Raw genomic sequence first — 24754 nt, 5'->3', positions numbered from 1 at the left:
CATGGGTAAGCCAACAGGTTTCAAGGAGTATCCACGTCAAGACCGCAGCTATGCGCCGGTCGCCGATCGCTTGACGCATTTCAACGAGTTCACGGTTGATCTGAGCAGCAATGAGCTGAGCATTCAGGGTGCGCGCTGTATGGATTGCGGTATCCCCTTCTGCCACAAGGGTTGCCCGGTTGATAACATCATCCCGGACTGGAATGACTTGGTGTACCACAAGGATTGGAAGTCTGCGATTGAGGTTTTGCACTCGACCAATAACTTCCCCGAGTTCACCGGGCGCATCTGCCCGGCCCCCTGCCAAGAGGCGTGTACCCTCAATCTGACCGATGAGCCGGTGACCATCAAGAGCATTGAGCTGGCAATCGTCGAGAAGGCGTGGGAAGAGGGTTGGATTCAGCCGCAGATCGCGCGCCACAAGAGTGGCAAGCGCGTGGCTATTGTCGGCTCCGGTCCTGCGGGCCTGGCCTGCGCCCAACAGTTGGCGCGGGTGGGCCACTCGATATCGGTATTTGAAAAGGAGAACCGGATCGGCGGACTGCTGCGTTACGGTATCCCCGATTTCAAGCTAAATAAAAAGGTAATTGACCGCCGTATGGGACAGATGCAGGCGGAGGGCGTCAAGTTCCACGCCAACACCCACATCGGGGTCGATATACCGGCCAAAATGCTCGTGGACAAATTTGATGCCGTGGTACTGACCGGGGGTTCCGAACAGCCGCGGGATCTACCGGTGCCCGGTCGTGATCTGAACGGGGTCCACTTCGCCATGGATTTCCTGCGCATGAATAGCCACAAGGTGCAGGGGGATGATGTGGGCGACACCTTTATATCGGCGGCGGGTAAGCATGTCGTGGTTATCGGCGGTGGCGATACCGGATCGGACTGTATCGGCACATCCAACCGTCATGGGGCGGCATCGGTGACCCAGATAGAAATTATGCCGCGGCCGCCTGAGAAAGAGGACAAGCTGACCGTTTGGCCCTATTGGCCGAACAAGATGCGTACCTCCAGCTCCCAGGAAGAGGGTTGTGAGCGTATGTGGAGCGTGGCCACCAAAGCCTTTGTTGACGATGGAAAGGGTAATGTTAAGGCCGTCCAGTGCATCAAGGTTGAGTGGCAGCAAGCCGAGTCGGGTGGCTGGAAAATGCACGAGGTGCCCGGTTCCGAATTCGAGCTCAAGGCTGACCTGGTTACCCTGGCCATGGGTTTTGTGCATCCGGTGCATGAAGGTATGCTCAAGGAGTTGGGTGTGGGTCTGGATGAGCGCGGTAACGTCAAGGGCGATACAGAAGGTGTCGAAGCTTACCGTACTTCCATAGGCGGCGTGTTTACCGCCGGCGATATGCGCCGCGGGCAGTCCCTGGTCGTTTGGGCCATCCGCGAAGGTCGTCAGTGCGCCCGCGCTGTGGACGAGTATCTGATGGGGAGTTCAGAGTTGCCGCGCTAGCCAGTTATCGCCGGAGGCGGTTGGAAAAAAAGGGGGATGACCAGGAAGGCCATCCCCCTTTTTTTCTTCGCGGTTTGGTCCAGATAAATCATCGTATTAGCAATCGCAGTGAATGATGGGATTTCTCATACACAGATGACACGGCACCGGCGTGCCACCAGGCCGGGCGTTCTCGTACGGCATGCCGGAGAAACCACGGTTGATATTACAATTGCGAATCGTTATTATTAACAGCCTTAAATCTCTTTTCCCCGAACTGATGTTGGCCCATGCCGCATCAGACAGGCCAACTGGAGTACGACCCGATCATGAAATACGGCTTGCTCAGCTTATGGCTACTGGCGCTGCCCTGTGCGGGTTGGGCCGGCGATTCCACCGGGTGGCTGGCGGTGGCTGAAGCGGTTGTCCAGCATATCGACCAGGCGGAGCAGGCCTATCTGGCCGGGGATCATAAACAGGCCAAGCATGCGGTGGTGAGCGCCTATTTTGGCGTCTTTGAAGATCGCAAGATGGAGGCGGCTATGCGGCTGGAGTTGGGCGCCAAACATACCTACCTAGTGGAGAAAAAGTTTGGCGATCTGAGAAAGGCGATCCAGAAGGATGCGGGGGGTGCGGAGGTGAGCGCCGTTGCCGAATCGATACGGGTGGCCATGCGCCGGGATGCGGCGTTGCTGGATAAAGCCGGCATCCCCTTGACTGTATTTAAGGTGAACCAATGAGCCTTCGCTGGCTGCTGTTGATATGGCTGGTTCCCGTGCTCTGCTTTGGGGCCGAGAACGCGTCATCACCCTCGGCACCGGATTTTCAGCGCATCGTGGCGGAACTGACGGATCAGGGAGACCGGCTCGTAGCCGGTTATAGCGCGGAAAACGGGATGGACACCGCGGACGCTTTCTCCGGGCTCTACTTCGATATCTTCGAGGGCAGCGGCATGGAGGCGGCCGTCGGTATGCGGGATCCGGGACTGAAGAGCGAATTGGAATCCCGTTTCGGCAAGATTATCGGATTGGCGACCCGCGGGCGCACCCAGGATGAAGTGGCAACCGCCTGGCAGCAACTGAGCAACCAGCTGCGGCAGGTGGCTGATGCGCAGCAACCACCGGCGGTCAATTTCTGGGGGCTGTTGGTGCAGGCCTTTTTGATCCTGTTGCGCGAAGGTTTTGAGGCAATGCTGGTAATTACTGCGTTGGTGGCCTATCTGCGCCGCCAGGAGGCCTCCAACCAGGTGCGGGTGGTCTACCAAGGCGCATTTTGGGCGCTGTTGGCGAGCCTGGTTACTGCTTGGCTGTTTAGCGTGGTGCTACAGGTCTCCGGTGCTGGTCGCGAGGCCCTGGAGGGGGTGACCATGCTGCTGGCTGCCGCGGTGCTGTTCTATGTCAGTTATTGGCTGATCTCGAAAAGTGAGGCGGCCCGCTGGCAAGCCTTTATCCATGCCCAGATCAATAACGCCCTCTCTAAGGGCAGTGCCTTTGCCCTGGGATTGGCGGCGTTTCTTGCTGTGTATCGGGAAGGTGCGGAGACGGTGCTTTTCTACCAGGCACTGAGTAGTGAATCGAATGGGCAGTGGTGGCCGTTATTGGCCGGATTTGGCTTGGCAGCGGCCGCGCTCCTGATCCTGTTCCGCGTGATGCAAGCGGCTTCGTTCAGGCTGCCGATTGGACTCTTTTTCACCCTCACCGCCGTGTTGCTCTATTACCTTGCCGTCACGTTTGCCGGTAATGGGGTGCTGGAACTGCAAGAGGCCGGCTGGGTGGCGATTACACCGGTGGACGGGGTGGCACGTATCGGTTGGTTGGGTGTGTACCCGACTGTGGAAAGCCTGTCCGCCCAACTGCTGTTGCTGATACCGCTGCCGCTGGCGATTGCCTGGTGGTGGACTCGACGGCGTCGTGCGTTGGCTGGGGCCCGGGTGTGAATGCACCGCTGACGGACACGATGACCAGAAGCCAGGCGGCCGATCGGCTGGCGGCAATCCCGATTCGCGTGCCCGGAACCCTCGATGCAAAAATGGCTGGACCGGTGGAAGCGTTCTTTGTCAGGCATCGCGACCGCCTGGTGTGGCTGCATGCCGTGATGTTCCTGTTTTTTCTTGCGGTTATCTTCCTGCCGCTGTTTCTCCCTGAGGCGCCGGAAAACGCCACCGCGCTGAACAATTTCACCCGCTTTGCCAATTACGCCATGTGGGGGCTCTGGTTTCCGCTGGTGTTTATTTCCGTCATATTCACCGGACGCAGTTGGTGCGGCTTGCTTTGCCCCATGGGGGCGGCTTCCGAATGGGCCAATAAAAAGGGATTGCAGCGACCGATACCGGCCTGGGTTCGGTGGGAAGGCACGCCGATCATCAGTTTTCTGCTGATCACCATCTTGGGTCAGACGGTCGGTGTACGTGATCATCCGGAAGCGGTGGCCGAGGTGTTTGGGGGTACCCTGTTGTTGGCCATTGCGCTGGGATTTGTTTACGGGCGCAATAAGCGGGCTTGGTGTCGCCACATGTGTCCGATTGGGTTGTTGCTCGGGGTATTTTCGCGTATCGGCGCGGTTCAATTCGCACCCAAGCGCAAAAAGGCCGGTGGTGATCGGTTTACCGAGAAGGGTGTTTGTCCCACCATGATCGACATCCCTCGCAAGGAAGAGTCGCGCCACTGCATCGAGTGTTTTCGCTGCGTTAATCCCCAGTCCCAGGGGGGACTCTATCTGCGTTTGCGACAGCCCGGAGAAGAGATTGCGCAAATTCGCCGGCACCACCCCAATCCCTATGAGGTGCTGTTTCTGTTTCTTGGTACCGGGATCGCGTTGGGCGGTTTCCTTTGGCTGGTGCTGCCGCAGTATCAACAGCTGCGCCAAGCAGTCGGAAGCTGGTTTATCGAGCGGGATTGGTACTGGATCGGCGAGCCGGGTCCCTGGTGGCTGATGAGTGTTCACCCGGAGCGGCGTGAGGTGTTCAATTGGCTCGATTTCTCCATGATCGTCGGATTCATGTTGGCGGTGATGGTACTGCTGAGCCTGGTGTTGTCCCTGACCACCGGACTGTCTGCCTGGTTGGCCGGACGTCTCGGCGCAGATCGCGGGCTGGCCAGCCGGTTTGTCGAGTTGGGGTACCAATATGCCCCGGTGGCGATGGTATCTCTGGTGTTGGGGTTGGGTGGAGAGCTGTTTTCCCCACTCACCCGGCTGGGTTTGTCGGCCGAGATGGTGGGCCTGGTGAAGGGAGGGTTGTTCACCCTGGGGTTGCTCTGGAGTCTCTATCTCGGACGCCGGATTTTGAGCAACCAGGGCCTGCAGGGCGCCCGCTTGTGGCTGCCTCTGCTGCCGGGGGTTATCGGCAGCATAGCGGTTGGGCTCGCTTGGTGGCCGGCCGTGTTTGGTATCTAGATCTGTTCCGTCAGGGCGTTACCGGGCGGGTTTTTTTTGACCCTTTAACACGAATGAGTCGTATTAACGATAGTGGAGATTGATATGAAGAGAAGTACATTGAGTCTGTTCCTGGCAGGAATACTGGGAAGTGGGATGGTCGTCGCCGGTGAACAGCCGATTGGCGATCCCGTGGAGTTGAATGGCATGGAGATCGCGGCGGTTTATCTGCAACCGACCAAGATGGAGCCGATGTTGCCAGGCATGGGCAGCGCCGATATCCATTTGGAGGCGGATATCCATGCCAGCAAGGGCAATCAGAACGGTTTTGGTGAAGGTGAATGGATGCCCTACCTGGATATCAGTTACACCATCACCAAGCAGGGTGGCGACTGGGCCACTACCGGCAACTTCATGCCCATGGTGGCTTCCGACGGCCCCCACTATGCGGACAACATCAAGTTGAACGGTCCCGGCAAATACCACTTGAAATACCACATCAAACCGCCGGCCTATAACGGTTTCTTCCGTCACACCGACAAGGAGACCGGTGTCGGCGCCTGGTGGGCCCCGTTCGATCTGGAGTGGGATTTTGCCTTTGTCGGTGTGGGTAAGAAGGGCGACTACTGATCTTCAGTCGACAATTTGACAACTGAACCCGGTGATACGGCGCCATTGATTGCCAATGGCGCCGTGTGTCATGGGCTATTTCGGTGTAAACTCGCCCTCTCACCGGCGACGCAGGCCGGTTGCTTCTGGTTGCCAACAAAGGAAACATGCTGTGTCCAGCTTGAAAAACGATCGATTTCTTCGTGCCCTGCTTCGTGAACCTGTAGATATGACGCCGGTCTGGATGATGCGCCAGGCAGGCCGTTATCTGCCGGAGTACAGGGCCACACGGGCCAAGGCGGGCAGTTTCATGGATCTTTGTATGAACCCGGAGCTCGCCTGCGAAGTGACCCTGCAACCGCTGGAGCGTTTTCCGCTGGATGCGGCCATCCTGTTTTCCGACATCCTCACCATTCCGGATGCCATGGGTTTGGGGCTCTATTTCACCGAGGGTGAGGGGCCGAAGTTCAAAAAGCCGGTGCAGGACGAAGCGGCGGTGGCGGCGCTCGGCGTACCGGACCCGGAAGATGACCTGGGTTATGTCATGGATGCGGTGCGCACGATCCGTCGTGAGTTGGATGGACGGGTTCCGCTGATTGGCTTCTCCGGCAGCCCCTGGACCCTGGCTACCTACATGGTGGAGGGCAGCAGCACCAAGAACTTCGCCAAGGTAAAGGAGATGATGTTCGATCGCCCCGACCTGATGCACAGCTTGCTGGGTAAGGTGGCGGAATCGGTGATCGGCTATCTGAACGCCCAGATCGCCGCCGGCGCTCAGGCGGTGATGGTGTTTGATACCTGGGGTGGTGTGCTGAGTCCTCGGGATTACCAGCTGTTTTCGCTGGCCTATATGGAGCGTATTGTGCAGGGACTGGTACGGGAGAGCGAGGGCCGCAAGGTGCCGGTGATCCTGTTTACCAAGGGTGGCGGCCAATGGTTGGATGCCATGTCCCGCACCGGCTGTGATGCCCTGGGTGTGGATTGGACCACCGATTTAGCCGATGCCCGTATCCAGGTCAAGGATCGGGTGGCGCTGCAGGGTAATGTGGACCCGAGCATTCTCTATGCTGCGCCGGAGCGCATCCGAGAAGAAGTGGGCCGAGTGCTGGCCAGTTACGGTCACGGTCCCGGTCATGTGTTCAATCTCGGACACGGTATCCATCCGGATGTAAACCCGGAACATGCCGGGGTGTTGGTCGAGGCGGTGCATGAATTGAGTCAGGCTTACCACAGTCCCGGTGTGAAGGGGAAAAGCTGGGGCAGCGATTGATTAGCTAAGCCACTGAATAGCGGAACAAAGAGAACCCCGACCGGGAAACCGGCCGGGGTTTTTTGTCCAGGGATGGACTTATGCCGCGGAGGCCATGGAGGGCCGAGAGCGGCGTTGTCAGGGATGGACTTATGCCGCGGAGGCCATGGAGGGCCGAGAGCGGCGTTGTCGGGGATGGACTTATGCTGCGGAGGCCTCCGGGGATTTGTGTAGGGGCAACCCCCTGTGGTTGCCCGCACTCGTCGGGTGCTTCTACTACGGGCAGACACAGGGGTCTGCCCCTACGGGCCGGGTGCCGGTTTTAGGTTACCTGACTGGCCATGGCTAGAATCCGTAACTCAGCATCAGTGTCAGCTTCTCGTAATCATCGCTGCTGGCGTTGGTATCGATATCGGCATAGACCAGGTTCACACTCAGGTTCTCGGCGATGTCCGCCAGGTCGTAGCCGAGGGTTAGATCAATCTCGCGTTCTTCGCTGTTGCCGGCATAGTCGCTGTTACCCACCAGCAATCCGAGGGTGGCGCGGCCCATGCTGTACTCGGCACCCAGATACCAGGTTTGAGCGTCGGCCCCGTAGACCTGATTGCCCTCCTCCAGTGGGTTGATGTTTTCGCCCAGATCGTCCAGATGCCCTACGCCGCCCTGTTTGTCGGTGTCGATGTACCCGGCTGCCAGAGTAAGGCCACCCAGGGTGCCGCGCAGTTCCAGGTGCAGGATGGCACCATCCGACTCGCCCGCCACATCGACGTCAGAGGTGGCGTAATGGGCGGTAACGCCCAGACCGGAGGCGTGCTCATAGTCGGCCTTCAGACCCAGTCCGTCGAACACCTCATCCTCATGGATGTAATAGGGGTTGAGCACCAGTCCCTCGGCCGGCATGACTTTGGCATCCAGGAACCAAGCGCCGTCATCACCGATATCGCTAAAACTGTGTTGCAGGTCATCTTCATCCGCCACGGCCAGGCTGCGGCTATAGCCGGCGGTGAGTTCGGTATTGGGCAGGGCATCGCTGGTCAGGGTCACCGCCTCGTGATAATCCCCGACCCACTCCAGATCAATGGCTTGGCGGCCCAGCACGGCGCCGAAGCCGTCGGCCTGGTAGCTGAGATAGGCTTCGGTCACCAGGGTGCCGACACCTTCATCGGAGTCGCCGGGGTTGTCCTCGTTCACTTCGCTGCCGTGGCGAACCGCCAGACCCAGTTGCAAGCCGTTCAGCGGTGCCGTCTTGTATTTCAGTCCGAGAAAACCGGTGCCGTAGCCGCTATCGGCGGCGCTTCGGTTATCGATTCCTTTGTAGAACAGATTCAGGTCACCGCTGACGGTGCCGTTTTTAAACGCGTCAGACAGGCTGTCGGCCTGTGCGCTTTGGATACCCAGTAGCGACAGTATCGCCACACCAAGATAGCTTTTTTTCACTTTGTTTCCTTCTATGTAACGGATAGTTGATTGGATCTGTGTCGTTCCCTGCGTGTGGCATGCCAATTGGGTGGGTGCTCCGAGGGATCAGTTGAGTTGTTGCTCTGTGCTGCTGTTCTAATCCCCTGCGAAGCCGCTGAGTCCGGCCAGCATCAGGGCGGCCAGGGTGGTTGCCCAAAGCAGCCCGGTGGAGATGCCACTAAGTGCCCAGCTTCGACGCGGGCGTTCGGATGCCTTTATGCTGATATTCGATGACATTTCCTTTCCGATAGTGATGTTGCTTAAGTATCGGTCCGGTTTAACTGCGACAACTCTTTGGCAAAGGCCGACAGTCCGGAGCTGCGCAGGGGTATGAACGCCTTGGCATGCTGTTTACAGAAGCGTTTCACTTTCAGACAGGCGTCGTGGCTGATGCAGTCGATGGGACAAAACACCATATCCGCCTTACTCAACAGGCCGTGCAGGTTAGCCCGGCTCTCTTCCATGCCGCCGTCATGGTGCTCAAAGCGACCGCGACATCTCTCCACCAGCGCGCGGAAGTGAGGTGACAATGAGGTTCGTCCGCCGACATAGACGATCTGTCGGCCACAGAGATCGGTCGCGGGCTGGCCGGGCGTCGCATCAGCAGTCAGCAGCTGATGCAGTACCAGCTCGCTGGCCTGCTGTTCCGCCTCCGCCGCTTGCCGTGCCGTTTGGGCAGAATCCAGCTGCTGCTGTAAATACTCGTTGCGTCGCTTCAGGCTGGTGACGCGCCGCTGGCTTCTTTCCAGTTGTCGTAGCGACTGGGTCAACTCCCGGCGTGTGGCGGCGAGTTGTGCACCCAACTCGCTATCGCCGGAAGGGGTGGCTACCCTGTGCCGGGAGAGTTGGCGTAGCAACTGCGCCTCCAATTCGCGGATCAGCTGCTCTTTTTGCGCCAGCTGTTGATGATGTTGCTGTGTGGTATGGGCGGCGGCTTCCCTTAATTCGGCTACGTTGGCTTCCAGGCTGGTCAGGCGCTTCAGGTCCGCACGATTGGCGGCTCCGGTCAAGTGTGACAGCATATGTACATCGCCATAAATCTGCTGCATCAGCGTGGAGGGGTGGTTGGGATGGGTGACCAATGCCCAGAAAGGACCGGCGACATCGCCTGACTGCAGGGCCTGGTGCCAATAGTGGCTGAGTGCCTGGCTGTCGCCCTTTGGCAGTCGGCTGATCGGGGTTCGATATTTTCTGTCGAGTAATCGGCTCAGCAGCCGGGCGGCACGACCCTCCTGCCCGGCGCTGGCGACCAGGGCATTGTGGGCATCATAGTCGGTATGCTTTGGGTCCAGGATGATGCCGGCTTGACGAATCACCTTGTGCAATTCATGCAGGGTCAGGCAGGTGCCGAGGATAGCGCAGTGGAATCGCCGTTCCACTTCCCAGATCCGCAGGCGACGCGATGGCGCCGAGCGGGGCGGCTCAAAGCGTTTTTTGGTCAAATTGCACATCGATCAGAATGCTGCCAATGTGGGTGATTCGGCCGCGGCAAAACCCAGGCGCTCGGCGTAGCTGAGTCCTTCATCCTGGATATCATCCAGGGTCAGCTGGCCGCTCTCCAGCAGCGGGATTATCCAACCGGCACCGCAGCGCAGGATCTCTTGGCCCGTCTCGGCATCCAGTAGTCTTAGGCAGGGGTTTGGGCGCTCCAGCCAAGCATCTATGATACATCGCATCGTTTCAGCTCCTCGCTATTAACAACAATGATAATCATTATCATTCGCATGTCAAGAGGACGAGCGGGCATATCTTTTGACCCGAGGCGCACAATCAAACTTCAGCTGTACTGGATAGCGGCCAGCTCAGTGTGCGTCCGACCAAGCCGGGCGTTTGTTATTCAACGATAGGGAGCAGCCGATAAGGGTGGCTTGCGTATCAATAGTGTGGTGGGATTTCGGTGCCGTTTCCAGACCCTTCCGAGGGTGCGAGGCTTTGCATCTGTTGACGCAGCTCCTTGAGGGCCAGTTGCAGGGTGGCAAGCTGATTCTGCAGTTGGGCGACGGTCAGGTTGAGCTGATGGATAGCGTCTTCCTGGAATGCAATACGGCTCTGTAGATCGATAATTTCGTGATTCATGCCTTATGCTCCCGTGACAGATAGTCGATCGACTGCATCTCTTGCAGACGGCTTACGGCTCGTTCGAATTCAGCCGTCAGGCGTTCACCCCGGTAAAGCTCCAAAGGGCCGGCTGCTGCACTGATAATCAGTTTTACACCCCGATCGTAGAACTCATCCACCAGGAAGACAAAGCGGCGTGCCGCATCGTCCAACTCACCGGTGAGCAGCGGGATATCGGATATGATCACGGTGTGGTAACAGCGTGCCAGTTCCAGATAATCAGCCTGGCTGCGCGGTGGTCCACAGATGGCAAAAAAATCGAACCAAGCCAGATCGTCGGCCAGGCGTTTAACGGCAATGTCGCGCCCATATAATGAGATAGCGCCCCCGCTCTGCCCCATTTCAGGTGCCAGCCGTTCGAACTCTTCGTGAAGGTGCTCGGTGACGGTCGTGGAGAGGGGGGTATGGTAGACAGTGGCCTGCTCCAGATAGCGCAGCCGGTAATCGGTGCCGTTGTCGAGACGGATCACTCGGGTATGCTGTTTGAGCAGTTCGATGGCGGGGATGAAGCTGGCCCGCTGTAGGCCGTTTTTATATAGATTGTCCGGTTCGGTATTGGAGGTGGTAACCAGGGTCACGCCGCGTTGGAACAACGCCTTTAACAGTTGGGCGAGGATCATCGCATCACCAATGTCGGTGACGATAAACTCGTCCAGACAGAGTATGCGGGTCTGACTCGCCAACGATTCGGCCACGCGTTCGAGCGGGTTTTTCACCCCTTTGAGGCGGTTCAGGGACTCGTGGGTGTCACGCATAAAGTGGTGAAAATGGATGCGTAACTTGTCGTTAAAGGGGAGTCGGTTGTAAAAGATGTCCACGAGCCAGGTCTTGCCTCGACCGACACCGCCCCACAGATATACCCCCTTGATCGGGGTTTGCTCCGGCTGGGTTTTACGTTTCAGCAGACGGCTGAGCAGATCCGGTTCGGCAGACGGTGTTTTCGGTTGGATCAACCGCGCGTAGAGTGCCTGAAGTTCAGCGACCACGGCCGCCTGGTCCGGGTCTGCCACCACTTCGTTGCGTTGCAGCTGTTGTTGATAAAATTGCTCGGGTGTCATCCGGGCAAGAATACCGGAATCCGCCGGAAATTGCCTCGTCCCGGTGGTCGGGGCTTACTCCTTGTCCTGGGGATAGCGTTCGTCCAGATTGGCCGGGCAGAGGACGGTACGCATGGTGCCGATCAAGGTCAGTAGCTGACCGTTGCGAATACGGTAATAGATGCGGTTGGCCTCTTTCCTTGAGACGACAATGTTCTTGTTTCGCAGCTGTTCCAGGTGTTGCGAAATATTGCTTTGGGAGGTACCGGTCCGCTCCACAATCTCGCCGACTGACAGTTCGTCGTCACCCAGTGAGCAGAGTATTTTCCAGCGCAAAGGGTGGGCCATGGCCTTGAGTGCATTGGCGGTAAGAGTGGTGTCTTCTTGTTCCCGGGGGGGTTGGCTTTGATCACTCATAATTTACTCCTGTTCCAACTCAAGAGGGCCTATCCGCTTCAGATGTTTCGTTGGCGGCAGGGACATCTTGTCTGATGTAGCCACTCATATCCTTGGCAATACACAAAATGTCGCTGATTTCGCCCTCTGTATCCGTAACCGCGGTACGCGAGAAGAGGATCGGAATGCGCCTTCCGTCATGGGTGATGAAGCGGGCTTCAATCTGGCTCAGTGCACCGACCCGAATCAGGGCTTCCAGCCAGGTCCCCATAAAGGCGCCGGCCTGTTCGTCCCCCTCCTCTTCAAAGATATCACCGATTCCCATTCCCAGCAGCTCTTCGTCGCTGTATCCCAGCATCTGCCGCAGGGCAGGGTTGACTTCCCGTATCTTGCCGTCAGGGCTCAACACCAGTAGTGCTTCGCCCATATAGGTGACGATGTTCTCCAGGTGCTGTTTGGCCTGTGCCAGTTCGGCGGTGCGTTCGGCGACCTTCTGCTCCAGGATAATATTGAGGTTGCGCTCTTTTTCAATCAACCTGAAATAGGTGCTGATCTTGTTGATCAGTTGGTTGTCGTCGATCGGCTTCAACAGGTAATCCACGGCGCCCACTTCGTAGCCCTTTTGCTGAAACTCCTGGGTTTTGAAGGCGGCGGTCAGGAAGATGATCGGAATGTCACGGGTTTTCTTGCGGATCTTCAACATGGAGGCGGTCTGGAAGCCGTCCATCTCCGGCATCTGCACATCGAGAATGATCAAGTCGATGTGGGCGTCGCCGAGTGCGATATCCAGCGCTTGCTGCCCGGAGGTCGCTTCCAGAATGCTGACGTCCATATACTGCTGCAGCAAACTGCGCAGGGTGAAGAGATTGTGCTCGTGGTCGTCAACCGCCAAGAGGGTAAATCCACTGTAGCGGTTCATATCTGTACCGCACCCTGGCGGGCGACCAGCGGCCGTAAAACTTGTCTCTCCTGCCAATTTTTCATTATTCAGTGTCTACTGCTTGTGCTGGAAGATAGGGCGCCAATCCGTTGTACAAATCCCCGGGGTCGATCGGTCGGTGGATCAGCGTATCGGCGCCGGCGGCCAGACAAGCCGTTTCCATCTCGGGGTTCGTTGCCGGGATCATGGCGATTACCGGTATCGATTGTGCCTGCTTTATGCTTTTGATCGTATCACAGCCGCTATCCGTGGGTAGTATGACGTCAATCAACACAAGGGCGAATGATTCATCGGCCATCGCCTCAATCGCTTCGGCAACATCTGCCGCCGCCGTCACCTTGAGCCCGGCCTGTTCCAGCAGCGGCGTCAATTGCAACAGGTTGTGTAGATTGGCATCCACCACCAGTAGTGAATGGCTGCCCAGGTAAGGTGTCGCCAACGCTTCCGTCACCTGTTCCGGCTGTGCTGTTGTCGTTTGTTCGGGGGGATCCGATTCGGCCGGGTCGGCACCTATCTCGGCCGGTAACAACAGACTAAACCGGCTGCCCTGCCCCGGGCGGCTGGACAGTACGATATCCCCACCCAGTAACCGGGCCAGCTGGCGGCTGATCGTGAGGCCCAGTCCGGTACCGCCATAACGGCGGTTGGTGGCGCCATCGGCCTGCTTGAATGCCTCGAAGATCTCTTGGTGCTTCTCTTCGGCGATGCCGATGCCGCTATCGCTGACGCTGATGGCCAGGGCGTAAGCGTTGGATGCGGTCGGCGTGGTGGAGGCCAGGCGGATTTCCACCACCCCCGCTTCGGTAAATTTCACTGCGTTGGAGAGGAAGTTCTTGATGATCTGGCGCAGTTTGTCCGGGTCGCTGAGAATCTTTTGGGGGGCATCTTCTTCCATTACCAGATTCAAGGTCAGTCCCTTGGCGTCGAATTGGGGTTGTACCAGTTCCACCAAGCCTTCCAGCAGTGGGGTGAGTTCGACGGTTTCCCGATGAAGGGGGATGCGCTGTGCCTCGATGCGCGAGAGATCGAGGATATTATCGATCAATGCCTGCAGATCGCTGCCGGCCTCGTGGATAACTCGGGCTTGCTTCAGTTGATCCTTGGTCAATCCCTGTTTTGAGTTGGCCAGCAGTTTGGAAAGCAGCAGGATCGAGTTGAGCGGTGTCTTCAGCTCGTGACTGATGTTGGCCAGAAACTGGGACTTATAACGGTTGGACGCTTCCAGCTCGCGGGCATGGGCGCGCAGATTGCGTGAAGTACGACCATGCTCCTCCGCCAGCCGGGAGAGGTTCATACCCAACCGCTTTAACTCTTGTGGGCCTTTCCAGTCAAAGGTAACGGGCGTTTCATTTTCCAGGATCTGTTGTATGCCGTCGATCAGCTCCCGGCTGAGACGCTCTGCCCGTTTTGCCAGCCAGCGGGAGGCGACCCAGGTGGCCAGCATTAACAGGAACACAATGCTCAGTACCCTCAGGGTGAGGGCGTTGCGAAATTCGGCGATGGGTGACGGGTCCACCAGACGCCCCACCCAGAGGGCGTCGGCCTTTTCGGTGCGGAACATCGGTACCCACATGATCTGTTCATGGGGCCCTTTCCAGAGTGCCGGCTTCTCCTCGGCAAACAGCCGGTCCAGTCCCGGGTAGCGTGCAAAGGCATTGCCTGAAGGGGCGTCGGGGATGGGTATCTGCAGGAAGCGGCCGTCGTTATTGACCCACAGCGTATTGCGGTAAAAGCGGGCGATGCCGCCGACATCAATATTCAACATCACCGCCCCGATGGGGGTGGTACTCTCGCGGGTAAAGATGGGGGTGATCAGCCTCAGGGTCATGAAGTGGCGCGGGTCCAGGGCTCCGGCCTGGGGGTTGAGGCTGAGCGCACTCACCAGTACCCGCCCCGGCTCCGCCTTGAACGCCGCACTGACCAGCGCCTCGGGCGCTTTGCCCGGCCGTGTGACGGTCGGTTGCCAGGATTGATCCTCCCGGTCCCGGTCCAGCCAGAACTGCTCCTCTCCCTGTGAGTCGAGAAACACGATCTGCACGATATCCAACTGCTCATGCAGGATCTGATTAATCCACTGGATATAGCGGGTGCGGGCCAGGTCGATGTTTTTACTTTCAGTCGCGTTCTTATCGCCCAGTACCGCTCCCGGTTCCGGCAGCTTGGCCAGCAGCCGGACCATCTCATGGCGACTGGCCAAGTGCTCATCCAGGTCGCGGAAATCGGCACGCAGGTTTTGCAGATGGGCCTTCTGATAAAACAGATCCATCCGTTCCAGGACCAACGGCAAATTGATCACTACCGCGATCATCAGCGGGGTGAGGGCGAAGGCAAAGAAGAACAGCAGTATCTGGGTGCGGAGTTTCACAACATGTTGTTTTAGGCTGCCGGTGACTGGCACATTAACCCAAGCCATGCTTATCCGCAAAGTATGTCATGATGCGCTCATGCAAGAACTGGCAATCCTCTACCGGGACGAACACTATATTGCTGTTGATAAGCCGGCCGGATTATTGGTACATCGAACCCGAATTTCCGAAGATCGACGCTTTTTGCTGCAGCAGTTGCGCGACCAGATCGGCCAACGTGTTTATCCGGTACATCGCTTGGATAGGCCGACCTCCGGGCTGTTGGTTTTTGCACTGGATTCGGATGCGGCGCGCCGGCTGGTCCAGCGCTTTGAGCAGCGGCAGGTTGAGAAGCGCTACCTGGCGGTGGTTCGGGGTTATGCCGCCGATGCGGCGCGCATCGATTATCCGCTGCAGGAGGAGGCCGGCAAGTCGCTGCAACAGGCGGTCACCGACTATCGCCGGCTGGCCGCCGTGGAACTGCCGTTAGCCGTCGGCCGTTACGCCACGGCCCGCTACTCCCTGTTGGAGGTGCAGCCGCAGACCGGCCGTATGCACCAGATTCGCAAACACATGAAGCACATCTTTCATCCAATCGTGGGCGACACGACCCACGGCGATGGCAAGCACAACCATCTGTTCAGGGAGCAGTTTGGGATACGGCGTCTCCTGCTGATGGCGACGAACCTGCGCTTTGTTCACCCCTACAGCGGTGTCCCGCTCTCTATTGAGGCGCCGCCGGATGAGGAGATGGTTGGGCTGTTTGCGCGGCTGGGGTGGGCGTCAAAGGGCCTTGACTAACTCCAGCACCGCCTGGGCATGACCTTTCGGTTTTACGTCATAGAGGGCGTGGCGGATGATGCCCTGTTTATCGATGACGAAGGTGGAGCGCTGGATACCCATACGCTTTTCGCCATGCGCCTCTTTCTCTTTCCACACGTAATAATCTTGGCACAGGGTGCCGTCGATGTCGGCCAGCAGGCCAATGGTGAGACCATTCTTGTCACGAAAATCGCCGTGGCTGAGGCAGTTGTCCATGCTGACGCCGAGTACATCGGTCTCCACGGCCTGAAAGTCATCCATCAGGTCGGAGAACTCCAGCGCCTCGATGGTACAGCCCGGCGTGTTGTCCTTGGGGTAGAAATAGAGCACCAAGTTGCGCTTGCCCAGATAGTCACTGAGCTCGGACTTTTCCAGGTCTGCATTAGGCAAGGCAAAATCCGGCGCTTGATCACCGACTTTCAGCATGACTCCTCCTCAGGTGTCGCGACGCTCTTGTTATGAGTGTTGAATCTATTGCCGTTGCAACGGCGCGTCAACCTCTGGTTTGTTACTGTAATAGTGGCACAGAATAATCGGGTCAACCGATCCGTGGCGGGTTTATTTCGTGGCTGAGCAGAGGAAAAATTAAAACAGGCTGGAGAGAAAATCCAGGGTGACCCGATAGCGTTCTACCTGTCGCAGATCCTGGTGAATGACCGACCAGACCGCCCGGGAGGGGATTTCCAGGCCGGGTAGCAGCTCATGGAGTTGCGGGTGTCTGGCGGCGATCAGTCTGGGCAGCAGGCCGATACCGACCCCGGCAACGGCTGCCTGGGCGGTGGTAAGCGTGCTGTCGCTGCGCAACACCCAATGTAGGTTCGGGAGTTGTCGTACCAGCCAGCGTTGCTCCGGTACTTCGCTGAGTCCATCGCCGTAGCCAATATGCATGTGATCGGCTAGATCCGCCAGTTGGGTGATCGGCGGATGGTGCTGCAGGTAGTCGTCGGAGGCGTATAGTGCAAAGGCGATGTGACCGACTTGCCGAATCACCAGATCATTGGCATCGGGACGGTAGAGTCGCAGGGCGATATCCGCTTCACCGCGGGTCAGGTTGGCGCTGGCATTGGAGGCGATCAGGACAAACTGCAGGTCGGGGTGCTGGCGTTGCAGGGCGGGAAGGTGTGGGGCGATCAGCTCGGCGCAGATCCCTTCGGTGGCGGCAATGCGCACGGTGCCGGTGAGCTGTGGTGTCGCGACCTGCGCGGATTGCGCCAACAGGATGGCGGCATGGGCCATTTTCTGGGCGGCGGGATAGAGACGCTCACCGTCCTGGGTCAGGGTCAGCCCCAGGGGGTGACGCTGAAACAGTTTGAGTCCGAGTGCCTGCTCCAGGCGGTCGATGCGGCGCCCGGTAGTGGGTTGATTGGTGTGCAGTTGCCGACTGGCTCCAGACAGGGTGCCCGACTCCACAGCGGCGAGAAAGTAGCGCAGATCGTTCCAGTTAAAGTCATTCATAAATGAATATGTATTGTTCAGTTTGAGTTATATCGGACCAGTTTTGTTGATGATACGCTCATCGGTAACTTATCCAAAACCGGAGATGATCACGATGTCACAGCCCCAGACCCTGTTGACCATGGCGGGCGCCACCCGACCCACCCTGGAACCTGATTGCAGTGCCCTGTTACTGATCGATATGCAACGGGAATACGTAACGGGGAGGTTGCCGCTGCCCGACGCAGCGCCCGCCCTCGAGCGGGCGCGTTACCTGCTGGATCGAGCCCGGGAGGTGGGTATGGCCGTAGTGCACGTCGCCCATCGCGGCCGGCCGGGTGGTGCGTTTGATCCGGCCGCTGACGGTTTTCTCTTTGCGCCCGAGGTGACCCCTGTACCGGGTGAGCGGATCATTGAAAAGGGCTTGCCCAACGCCTTTGCCGATACCGAGCTCGATAGCTACCTGAAGCAACGGGATATACGCCAGCTGCTGGTGATCGGTTTCATGACCCATATGTGTGTGAGCTCGACCGTCAGGGCGGCACTGGATCTGGGTTATATCAGTCACCTGGCGAGTGATGCCTGTGCCACGCGTGATCTGCCCGCCGCCACCGGCGATGGCGTCATTAGCGCCCGGCAGTTGCAGGCGTCCTCGCTGGCGGGCTTGGCGGATCGCTTTGCCTGGGTCGACAAGTCGCGGGAGTGGTTGTAGCTCGAAAGGGAAAGCGCCGGTGGCGTGTCGATTGCACGCCGCCGGCTTAACGCGACTAACGGGGTTCGGGGTCGTAGCCCAGATTGGGTGCCAACCAGCGTTCCGTCTCGGCCAGGCTCATCTGCTTGCGTTCCGCGTAGTCTGCAACCTGATCATGGGCCAATTTCCCGACCGCAAAGTAACGGGCATCGGGGTGGCTGAAGTAGAGGCCGCTGACGGCGGCGGTCGGTACCATCGCCATGGCATCGGTCAGCCAGATACCGGTTTGGGCTTCTACGTCCAGCAGATCCCAGAGGATGCTTTTCTCCGTGTGGTCGGGGGTGGCCGGATAGCCGATGGCCGGGCGGATGCCCTGGTACTGCTCCTTGAGCAACGCGCGGATGTCCAACTCCTCCTCGGCGGCGTAACCCCAAAGCTCGCGGCGCACCTGCAGGTGCAGTTGTTCCGCCAGTGCCTCCGCCAGTCGATCCGCCAGGGCCTTCAGCATGATGGCGCTGTAGTCATCGTGTTGGGCCTCGAACTCCGCCACCTTTGCATCGATACCGATACCGGCACTGCAGGCGAAACCACCGATGTAATCCTTTACCCCGCTTGCTTCCGGTGCGATGAAGTCGGCCAGGCAATCGTTGTAACGGCCGGCCGGTTGCTTGCCCTGCTTGCGCAGAAAGTGGAAGCGGGTGGCGATTTCCGTCCGGGCTTCATCGCGATAGACCGTGACATCATCGCCCTGACTGTTGGCCGGCAGGATGCCGATCACCGCATTGGCGCGTAGCCACTTGTGTTCGATGACCTGCGCCAGCATCGCCTGAGCGTCATTGAACAGCTTCTGCGCCTCTTCTCCTTTTTCCGCATCCTGCAGGATCTTCGGGTAACTGCCGCGCAACTCCCAGGCGTGGAAGAAGAAGGTCCAGTCGATCAGCGGTAGCAGGCTGGTGAGATCGATATCTTCCAGCACGTGGATGCCAGGATTGAGCGGTGCCGGCGGCTGGTAGTTTTGCCAGTCGATGGGCTCCCGGTTGGCCTGTGCCTCGGCCAGCGGAATCAGCTTGCGGCTCTCTTGCTGACTGGCGCGACGTGCCTTGGCATCGGCGTACTCGGCCTTGATCTGGCTGATGTACGCATCACGCCGGTCAGCCGAGAGCAGGCTGCTGGCCACGCCGACGGCCCGCGAAGCGTCCGGTACATAGACCGCTGGGCCGCTGTAGCCGGGGTGGATCTTGACCGCCGTGTGGATCAGCGAAGTGGTGGCGCCGCCGATCAGCAGCGGAATGCGCATCTCCAGTCGCTCCATCTCCCGGGCGATATGCACCATCTCCTCCAGTGAGGGGGTGATCAGGCCGGACAGGCCGATGATATCCACCTTATGCTCGGCCGCTTTCTGCAGAATGGTCTCGGCCGGTACCATCACGCCCAGGTCGATCACTTCATAGCTGTTGCACTGCAGGACCACACCGACGATATTCTTGCCGATATCGTGCACGTCACCCTTCACCGTGGCGAGCAGGATCTTGCCATTGGGCTGGCTGTTGCCGACGCTCTTCTCGGCCTGGATAAAGGGTTCCAGATAGGCGACGGCCCGCTTCATGACCCGGGCCGATTTCACCACCTGGGGCAGGAACATCTTGCCGGCGCCAAACAGATCACCGACCCGGTTCATGCCGTCCATCAGCGGGCCTTCGATCACCTCCAGTGAGCGCTCTACGCTTTGGCGGGCCGCCTCGGTATCCGCTTCGATGTATTCGGTGATGCCCTTCACCAGGGCATGCTCCAGGCGCTGTGCTACCGGCCAGGCGCGCCAGGCCAGGTCTTCCTTCTGCTCCGCCGCGGCGCCGTCGCCGCGGTATTTCTCGGCGATCTCCAGCAACCGTTCAGTGCCTTCTGGGCGGCGGTTGAGGATCACGTCTTCCACCCGCTCGCGCAGCTCCGCCGGCAGGTCGTCGTAAATCGCCAACTGGCCGGCGTTGACGATGCCCATGGTCAGACCGGCCTGGATGGCGTGGTAGAGAAACACCGCATGGATCGCCTCGCGCACCGGATTGTTGCCGCGGAACGAGAAGGAGACGTTGGAGATGCCGCCGGAGACCAGGGCATAAGGCAGGTTCCCGGTGATCTGGCGGGTCGCTTCGATAAAGTCGACGCCGTAGTTGTTGTGCTCCTCAATACCGGTGGCGACGGCAAAGACATTGGGGTCAAAGATGATATCTTCCGGCGGGAAGCCCACCTGCTCGGTCAGCAGCCGGTAGGCGCGGCTGCAGATGGCCACCTTGCGTTCCAGCGTGTCGGCCTGTCCCGCTTCATCGAAGGCCATGACTACCGCGGCGGCGCCGTAGCGGCGGATCAGGGTGGCCTGGCGCAGGAAGTTCGCCTCGCCCTCCTTCATGGAGATCGAGTTGACCACCCCCTTGCCCTGGATGCACTTAAGCCCGGCTTCCAGGACTTCCCACTTGGAGGAGTCCACCATCACCGGCACCTTGGCGATGTCGGGTTCGGTGGCGATCAGGTTGAGGAAGCGGATCATGGCTGCCTTGGAGTCAAGCATCGCCTCGTCCATGTTGATGTCGATGATCTGGGCGCCGTTTTCCACCTGTTGGCGGCAGATATCCAGCGCTTCGTCGAACTGCTCCTCCATGATCAGGCGTTTGAACTTGATCGAGCCGGTGACGTTGGCGCGCTCGCCGACATTGACGAACAGGCTGTCGCGGGTGATGGTCTGGGGCTCCAGCCCGGACAGGCGGCAGGCACGCTCGATCTCCGGCAGTTGCCGTGGAGACACGCCGGATACGGCTTCGGCGATGGCGCGGATATGCTCCGGCGTGGTGCCACAGCAACCGCCGACGATATTCAGGAAACCGCTACTCGCCCACTCGCGGATCTGCTTCGCCATCGCCGCCGGGTCCAGGTCATATTGACCGAACTCGTTGGGCAGGCCGGCGTTGGGGTGGGCCGAAACATGCGTTTCGGCGATACGCGACAGCTCTTCCACGTACTGGCGCAGCTGGTCGGGGCCGAGGGCGCAGTTGAGGCCGATTGAGATCGGCCGGGCGTGGCGCAGGGCATTGTAGAACGCTTCGGTGGTCTGTCCCGACAGGGTGCGGCCGGAGGCGTCGGTGATGGTGCCGGAGATCATCACCGGTAGGCGCAACCCCAGCTCTTCGTACACCTGTTCCACAGCGAAGATGGCCGCCTTGGCGTTCAGGGTGTCGAAGATGGTCTCGATCAGGATCAGGTCGCTGCCGCCCTCGATCAGCCCCCGGGTTGCTTCGGCGTAGGCGAGCACCAGATCGTCAAAGGTGATGTTGCGAAAGCCGGGATCATTCACATCGGGTGACAGCGAGCAGGTGCGGTTGGTCGGGCCCAATACCCCGGCGACAAAGCGTGGGCGCTCCGGCGTGCTGGCGTCGTCGGCCACTTGCCGCGCCAGTTGGGCCGAGGCGAGGTTCATCTCGTGGCTCAGTGTCTCCATCTGGTAATCCGCCATGGAGATGCGGTTGGCGCCGAAGGTGTTGGTCTCCAGGATATCGGCACCGGCCTCCAGATAGGCCCGGTGAATATCGCCGATCAGTTCCGGCCGGGTAATGGAGAGCAAGTCATTGTTGCCCTTCAGGTCGCAGGGCCAGTCGGCGAAGCGCTCGCCCCGATAGTCCGCCTCAACCAGCTTGTGTCGCTGAATCATGGTGCCCATGGCGCCATCCAGGAGTAGGATACGCTGTTGCAACAGGGAGATGAGTTCTGCGGTACGGTCTTCGGGGCGGTTCATGAATCTACTCAAATAGTGGGAGACAGAACGGCCTATTATAGAGTGTGGCGGGGCAGAAGGGGAAACGGCTTGACCGGCGGGTGGTTAATGGTTGTTGTGACAGGAAAAAGTCGCTGCCATGGATGGTTATAATTGATCGTCGCTAAGAAAACGATCCATTTTTAGCCAGGAAAAGGATACACTTTTTACATGGGTAGGTTGGCTAAACAAAACAAAAAAACCTTATTCTGCAAGGGGTTGACGTTGTGGCTGCTGTGGGCGGCTGTTGTCAGCGCAGCGCTGGCGGGGACCGTCCGGGTCGGCGTGCATGCCAATCCACCGCTGTCATTGGTGGATGATAGGGGGGTCGCGCGGGGCTTTGTGGTCGATCTACTCAATCTGATCGCCACCGAAGAGGGCTGGAAGCTGGAGTATGTGCCCTGCAGTTGGGATAAGTGTAATCAGCTGTTGGCCCTGGGCGAAGTGGAGATGCTGACGCCGATCTCCTTAAGTGAAGCGAAACAGCGCCGTCTCGACTACAACCGGGAGAGTCTCTACGTAAACTGGGGCCAGATTGTCATGGCGGGCAAGGATGCGATCAAGTCGCCTCTGGATCTGGCGGGCAAGACCGTGGTGGCGCTCTCCAGCGATCCTCACTTTTCCGATCTCAAGGAGCTGGCGGCGCGCTTCGATATCAACGTGCGCTTCCTGGAAGTGAGTGATTACGAGTCGGTCCTGGCCTGGGTCGATCACGGTCCGGTGGATGCGGGTCTGGTGCCCCGCTCTTTCGATTTGGCCGGCTTTCGCCAGTATCCGCTGATCAAGTCCTCGGTGATATTCAATCCAGCGGAGATCCGCGTCGCACTCTCCCCGCTGAACGGCCAAATTCCCAATGCCAAGCGTATCCAGCGCCTGGACTACCACCTGACACGTCTTAAGGGAGATCGGGAATCTCCCTTTTATCAGTTGCAGGAGCGCTGGTTTGGCGATACGGCTCCACTGGAGATTCCCGAGTGGCTGCGCTGGGTACTCCTGTTCCTGTTCCTGCTGATGTTGTCGTTGGTGGTGGGTGTGATGGTGTTGCGGCGTCAGGTCAGGATACAGACCGGCGAGATCCGCGAAATGAATGCCCGTTTTGCCGCCTTCATGAAGCATCTCCCGGGTATCGCCTACATGAAATCGGCAGCCGGTCGTTATCTGTTCGTCAATCCGGTTTGGGAGCGGACCAACCACCTGACGGAAGAGGCGGTGCTGGGTCGCAGTGCCGAAGATATCTGGCCGGAGCGCGATCTGCAGGCGCGGGAGCAAGAGGAGCGCAAGGTGCTGGAGGCAGGAGAGGTGGTGGAGAGTACCGAGATACACCCCTGGGGCGATCGACCCAGCCATTGGCAGATGATCCGCTTTCCTATAACCGGGCTCTCCGGCGAGACCGAGATGGTGGGCGGTATCGGGTTGGATGTGACGGCACAGAAGGAAACGGCCCGGGAGTTGAGCCATCTGCACCACCAGTTGCAACTGCTATTGGAGTCCGCGGGAGACGGTATCTGCGGCCTCAACGGTATGGGGCGCTGTACGTTTGCCAATCCGGCGGCGTTGGAGATGCTGGGCTATACCCGGGACGAGCTGATCGGCAGCAAGTTCCATGATCGGGTGCAGCACACCCGGGAAGACGAGTCACCCTCCACCGAAGAGGAGTCGCCACTCTATCAAGCTTACCGCCAAGGCCAGCGGGCCCATGTGGAGTCAGGGGTGTTCTGGCATGCTGATGGGGCTGCCGTGACGGTGGAGTACTCCGCCTATCCGATCGCCAATGGCGAACTGCCGGGCGCGGTGGTCATTTTTCGGCTGGCCCGTACCGGCTGAACGTTATTTGTCGCTTTCCTTTCGGCGTAGTTTTTCCTCCCGTTCCGGAGGGGTGATGGCGGCCGTCAGATCGCCCTGCTGGCGGACAAACTCATACATGACAATGGAGGCGGCAATGCTCACGTTGAGGCTCTCCACCTGCCCGAACTGGGGAATGCTCAGGCGCTGGATATCCGGATAGGTGTCCGGGTCGAAGCTGATCCCCCGCTCTTCATGCCCCAGTACAAACGCGCACTTCTCCGGCAGTTGGGCCTGGTAAAGCGACTCCCCGCTACCGGCCTCCAGGATGAACAGACTATAGCCGCGTGCCTTGAGTTCGGCGTAGCTCTGTTCGAATGTCTCGTAAAAGCGTGCCGGTACCTTCTTGAACGACCCCTTTCCCGGTGCCGGATCGAACATGCCGATATCGACCAAATGGACCTCGCGGGCACCAAAGGCTTCCGCGCTGCGAAAGATCTTCGGTACGTTGAAGCCGGCTTTGAGGTGGTCCAGGACCAGTATGAAGCGATGCAGGCCAGGGTTGGCCAACCGATTTCGCTGGCGCTGCTTTTTGTAGCGAAGGATGGCCTGGTTACGTGAGGATTTTTTCGATTTTCGTAGTGGCATCGGCGTTGTGGGTGGGCAATGGGGTTGGAATCATGCCATGATAAAAAAGCTTTGTCCCCCTTTGGCGGGATGGGGGCTGATCGGTTCCCGCCGGTTGTTAGCCGTGTACTTGTGCGTGGTTGCAATCATTCAAGGCGGCCTGGGGTGTACCGGGCTGCCATTCCAAACACGCAAATACAAGGAGACAATCGATGTCTACACCTCAACCAGGCCAGACGGTCAAAGTCCATTACACCGGTACCCTCGAAGATGGCACCCAGTTTGATTCGTCGTCCGGGCGGGACCCGCTGGAATTTACTTTGGGGGAGGGGCAGGTGATACCTGGGTTTGAGCAGGCGCTAGCGGAGATGCAGGTGGGTGAAACCAAGACTGTACATATCCCGGCTGACCAGGCTTACGGCGAGCACCAGCCGGAACTGGTGCAGCAGGTGGAGCGGGCGCAGATTCCGGCAGAGATCGAATTGGCCATCGGCGTGCAGTTGCAGGCCCAGGGACCAGAGGGCCAGGTGTTCCGCCTGGTCGTCACTGAATTGGCGGAAACCAGTGTCACCCTGGACGGCAATCATCCGCTGGCCGGGAAGGCGCTCACCTTTGAGCTGGAACTGGTGGAGATCGCCGCCTGATT

General features: G+C 59.0%; 23 protein-coding genes. 10 read left to right on the top strand and 13 right to left on the bottom strand.

Translation table 11 applies throughout. The annotated features are described in order from the left end of the window. The first annotated feature begins 1 nt into the window (after position 1). The 6 genes from ACQY5R_RS12345 to hemE all read left to right on the top strand — a co-directional run bounded on the left by ACQY5R_RS12345 (position 2) and on the right by hemE (position 6683). A complete protein-coding gene (locus ACQY5R_RS12345) occupies positions 2 to 1453 on the top strand; it encodes a glutamate synthase subunit beta (RefSeq protein ID WP_428608841.1) in 1452 nt (483 codons plus the stop codon). A gap of 269 nt (positions 1454 to 1722) precedes the next feature. Continuing rightward, positions 1723 to 2172, top strand: a complete 450-nt coding sequence (locus tag ACQY5R_RS12340) for a hypothetical protein (RefSeq protein ID WP_428608838.1) — start codon at positions 1723 to 1725, stop codon at positions 2170 to 2172. After that, complete coding sequence (locus tag ACQY5R_RS12335; protein ID WP_428608836.1) at positions 2169 to 3368, top strand: FTR1 family iron permease; 1200 nt, start codon at positions 2169 to 2171, stop codon at positions 3366 to 3368. Before ACQY5R_RS12340 ends, ACQY5R_RS12335 begins: the two co-directional genes overlap by 4 nt. 20 nt (positions 3369 to 3388) lie before the next feature. Further along, the gene (locus tag ACQY5R_RS12330) at positions 3389 to 4825 is read left to right on the top strand and encodes a 4Fe-4S binding protein (protein ID WP_428608833.1); all 1437 of its coding nucleotides are present in this window, start codon (positions 3389 to 3391) and stop codon (positions 4823 to 4825) included. Positions 4826 to 4909: 84 nt separating this feature from the next. Beyond that, positions 4910 to 5434 (top strand): iron transporter, encoded by a 525-nt coding sequence (locus ACQY5R_RS12325; protein WP_428608831.1) that lies wholly within the window; start codon positions 4910 to 4912, stop codon positions 5432 to 5434. A gap of 151 nt (positions 5435 to 5585) precedes the next feature. Next, positions 5586 to 6683 (top strand): uroporphyrinogen decarboxylase, encoded by a 1098-nt coding sequence (gene hemE, locus ACQY5R_RS12320; protein WP_428608828.1) that lies wholly within the window; start codon positions 5586 to 5588, stop codon positions 6681 to 6683. Positions 6684 to 7007: 324 nt separating this feature from the next. On the opposite strand, the gene ACQY5R_RS12315 is transcribed toward hemE, so the two are convergent. The 9 genes from ACQY5R_RS12315 to ACQY5R_RS12275 all read right to left on the bottom strand — a co-directional run bounded on the left by ACQY5R_RS12315 (position 7008) and on the right by ACQY5R_RS12275 (position 14976). Beyond that, entirely contained in the window at positions 7008 to 8099 is a 1092-nt protein-coding gene (locus tag ACQY5R_RS12315; RefSeq protein ID WP_428608825.1) for an Opr family porin, read from the bottom strand. A 117-nt stretch (positions 8100 to 8216) separates the two neighbouring features. Further along, complete coding sequence (locus tag ACQY5R_RS12310; protein WP_428608823.1) at positions 8217 to 8357, bottom strand: hypothetical protein; 141 nt, start codon at positions 8355 to 8357, stop codon at positions 8217 to 8219. 23 nt (positions 8358 to 8380) lie between these two features. Further along, positions 8381 to 9571 carry a DUF2325 domain-containing protein gene (locus ACQY5R_RS12305; protein WP_428608820.1) on the bottom strand — a complete coding sequence of 397 codons (1191 nt, stop codon included), beginning with the start codon at positions 9569 to 9571 and terminating at the stop codon, positions 8381 to 8383. Between the two features lie 3 nt (positions 9572 to 9574). After that, the gene (locus ACQY5R_RS12300; RefSeq protein ID WP_428608818.1) at positions 9575 to 9796 is read right to left on the bottom strand and encodes a hypothetical protein; all 222 of its coding nucleotides are present in this window, start codon (positions 9794 to 9796) and stop codon (positions 9575 to 9577) included. A 199-nt stretch (positions 9797 to 9995) separates the two neighbouring features. Continuing rightward, positions 9996 to 10196, bottom strand: a complete 201-nt coding sequence (locus tag ACQY5R_RS12295) for a SlyX family protein (RefSeq protein WP_428608816.1) — start codon at positions 10194 to 10196, stop codon at positions 9996 to 9998. Then, positions 10193 to 11296, bottom strand: a complete 1104-nt coding sequence (gene zapE, locus ACQY5R_RS12290) for a cell division protein ZapE (RefSeq protein WP_428608814.1) — start codon at positions 11294 to 11296, stop codon at positions 10193 to 10195. The genes ACQY5R_RS12295 and zapE overlap by 4 nt, the downstream gene beginning before the upstream one ends. A 54-nt stretch (positions 11297 to 11350) precedes the next feature. Next, positions 11351 to 11692 carry an ArsR/SmtB family transcription factor gene (locus tag ACQY5R_RS12285; protein WP_428608811.1) on the bottom strand — a complete coding sequence of 114 codons (342 nt, stop codon included), beginning with the start codon at positions 11690 to 11692 and terminating at the stop codon, positions 11351 to 11353. Between the two features lie 19 nt (positions 11693 to 11711). Continuing rightward, positions 11712 to 12590 (bottom strand): response regulator, encoded by an 879-nt coding sequence (locus tag ACQY5R_RS12280; RefSeq protein ID WP_428608809.1) that lies wholly within the window; start codon positions 12588 to 12590, stop codon positions 11712 to 11714. Positions 12591 to 12654: 64 nt separating this feature from the next. Next, positions 12655 to 14976, bottom strand: coding sequence for an ATP-binding response regulator (locus ACQY5R_RS12275; protein ID WP_428608806.1), 2322 nt, complete (start codon positions 14974 to 14976; stop codon positions 12655 to 12657). 79 nt (positions 14977 to 15055) lie between these two features. Here ACQY5R_RS12275 and ACQY5R_RS12270 point away from each other — a divergent pair, with 79 nt between their 5' ends. Then, positions 15056 to 15757 (top strand): pseudouridine synthase, encoded by a 702-nt coding sequence (locus ACQY5R_RS12270; RefSeq protein WP_428608803.1) that lies wholly within the window; start codon positions 15056 to 15058, stop codon positions 15755 to 15757. Here ACQY5R_RS12270 and ACQY5R_RS12265 read toward each other — a convergent pair. Both ACQY5R_RS12265 and ACQY5R_RS12260 read right to left on the bottom strand, forming a co-directional pair. After that, entirely contained in the window at positions 15740 to 16204 is a 465-nt protein-coding gene (locus tag ACQY5R_RS12265; RefSeq protein ID WP_428608801.1) for a peroxiredoxin, read from the bottom strand. The two genes, ACQY5R_RS12270 and ACQY5R_RS12265, sit on opposite strands and share 18 nt — an antisense overlap. A gap of 159 nt (positions 16205 to 16363) precedes the next feature. Then, a complete protein-coding gene (locus ACQY5R_RS12260; RefSeq protein WP_428608799.1) occupies positions 16364 to 17233 on the bottom strand; it encodes a LysR family transcriptional regulator in 870 nt (289 codons plus the stop codon). 94 nt (positions 17234 to 17327) lie between these two features. Here ACQY5R_RS12260 and ACQY5R_RS12255 point away from each other — a divergent pair, with 94 nt between their 5' ends. Further along, the gene (locus ACQY5R_RS12255; protein ID WP_428608797.1) at positions 17328 to 17924 is read left to right on the top strand and encodes a cysteine hydrolase family protein; all 597 of its coding nucleotides are present in this window, start codon (positions 17328 to 17330) and stop codon (positions 17922 to 17924) included. Between the two features lie 55 nt (positions 17925 to 17979). On the opposite strand, the gene metH is transcribed toward ACQY5R_RS12255, so the two are convergent. Continuing rightward, positions 17980 to 21681: a methionine synthase gene (gene metH, locus ACQY5R_RS12250; protein WP_428608794.1), complete on the bottom strand. Its 3702-nt coding sequence runs from the start codon at positions 21679 to 21681 to the stop codon at positions 17980 to 17982. A gap of 243 nt (positions 21682 to 21924) precedes the next feature. On the opposite strand from metH, the gene ACQY5R_RS12245 reads away from it, so the two are divergent. After that, a complete protein-coding gene (locus ACQY5R_RS12245) occupies positions 21925 to 23523 on the top strand; it encodes a PAS domain-containing protein (RefSeq protein ID WP_428608792.1) in 1599 nt (532 codons plus the stop codon). Positions 23524 to 23526: 3 nt separating this feature from the next. Here the strand turns inward: ACQY5R_RS12245 and ACQY5R_RS12240 are convergent, their stop codons facing one another. Further along, positions 23527 to 24129 (bottom strand): TrmH family RNA methyltransferase, encoded by a 603-nt coding sequence (locus ACQY5R_RS12240; RefSeq protein ID WP_428608789.1) that lies wholly within the window; start codon positions 24127 to 24129, stop codon positions 23527 to 23529. A gap of 191 nt (positions 24130 to 24320) precedes the next feature. Between ACQY5R_RS12240 and ACQY5R_RS12235 the strand changes: the two genes are divergently transcribed. Next, positions 24321 to 24752 (top strand): FKBP-type peptidyl-prolyl cis-trans isomerase, encoded by a 432-nt coding sequence (locus ACQY5R_RS12235; RefSeq protein WP_428608787.1) that lies wholly within the window; start codon positions 24321 to 24323, stop codon positions 24750 to 24752. Positions 24753 to 24754: the final 2 nt, after the last annotated feature.

This window comes from Sedimenticola sp. (assembly GCF_050289425.1).
Taxonomy (GTDB): domain Bacteria; phylum Pseudomonadota; class Gammaproteobacteria; order Chromatiales; family Chromatiaceae; genus Sedimenticola.
Note: the sequence above shows the minus strand (reverse complement) of the source record. Positions and strands in the feature narration are given on the sequence as shown.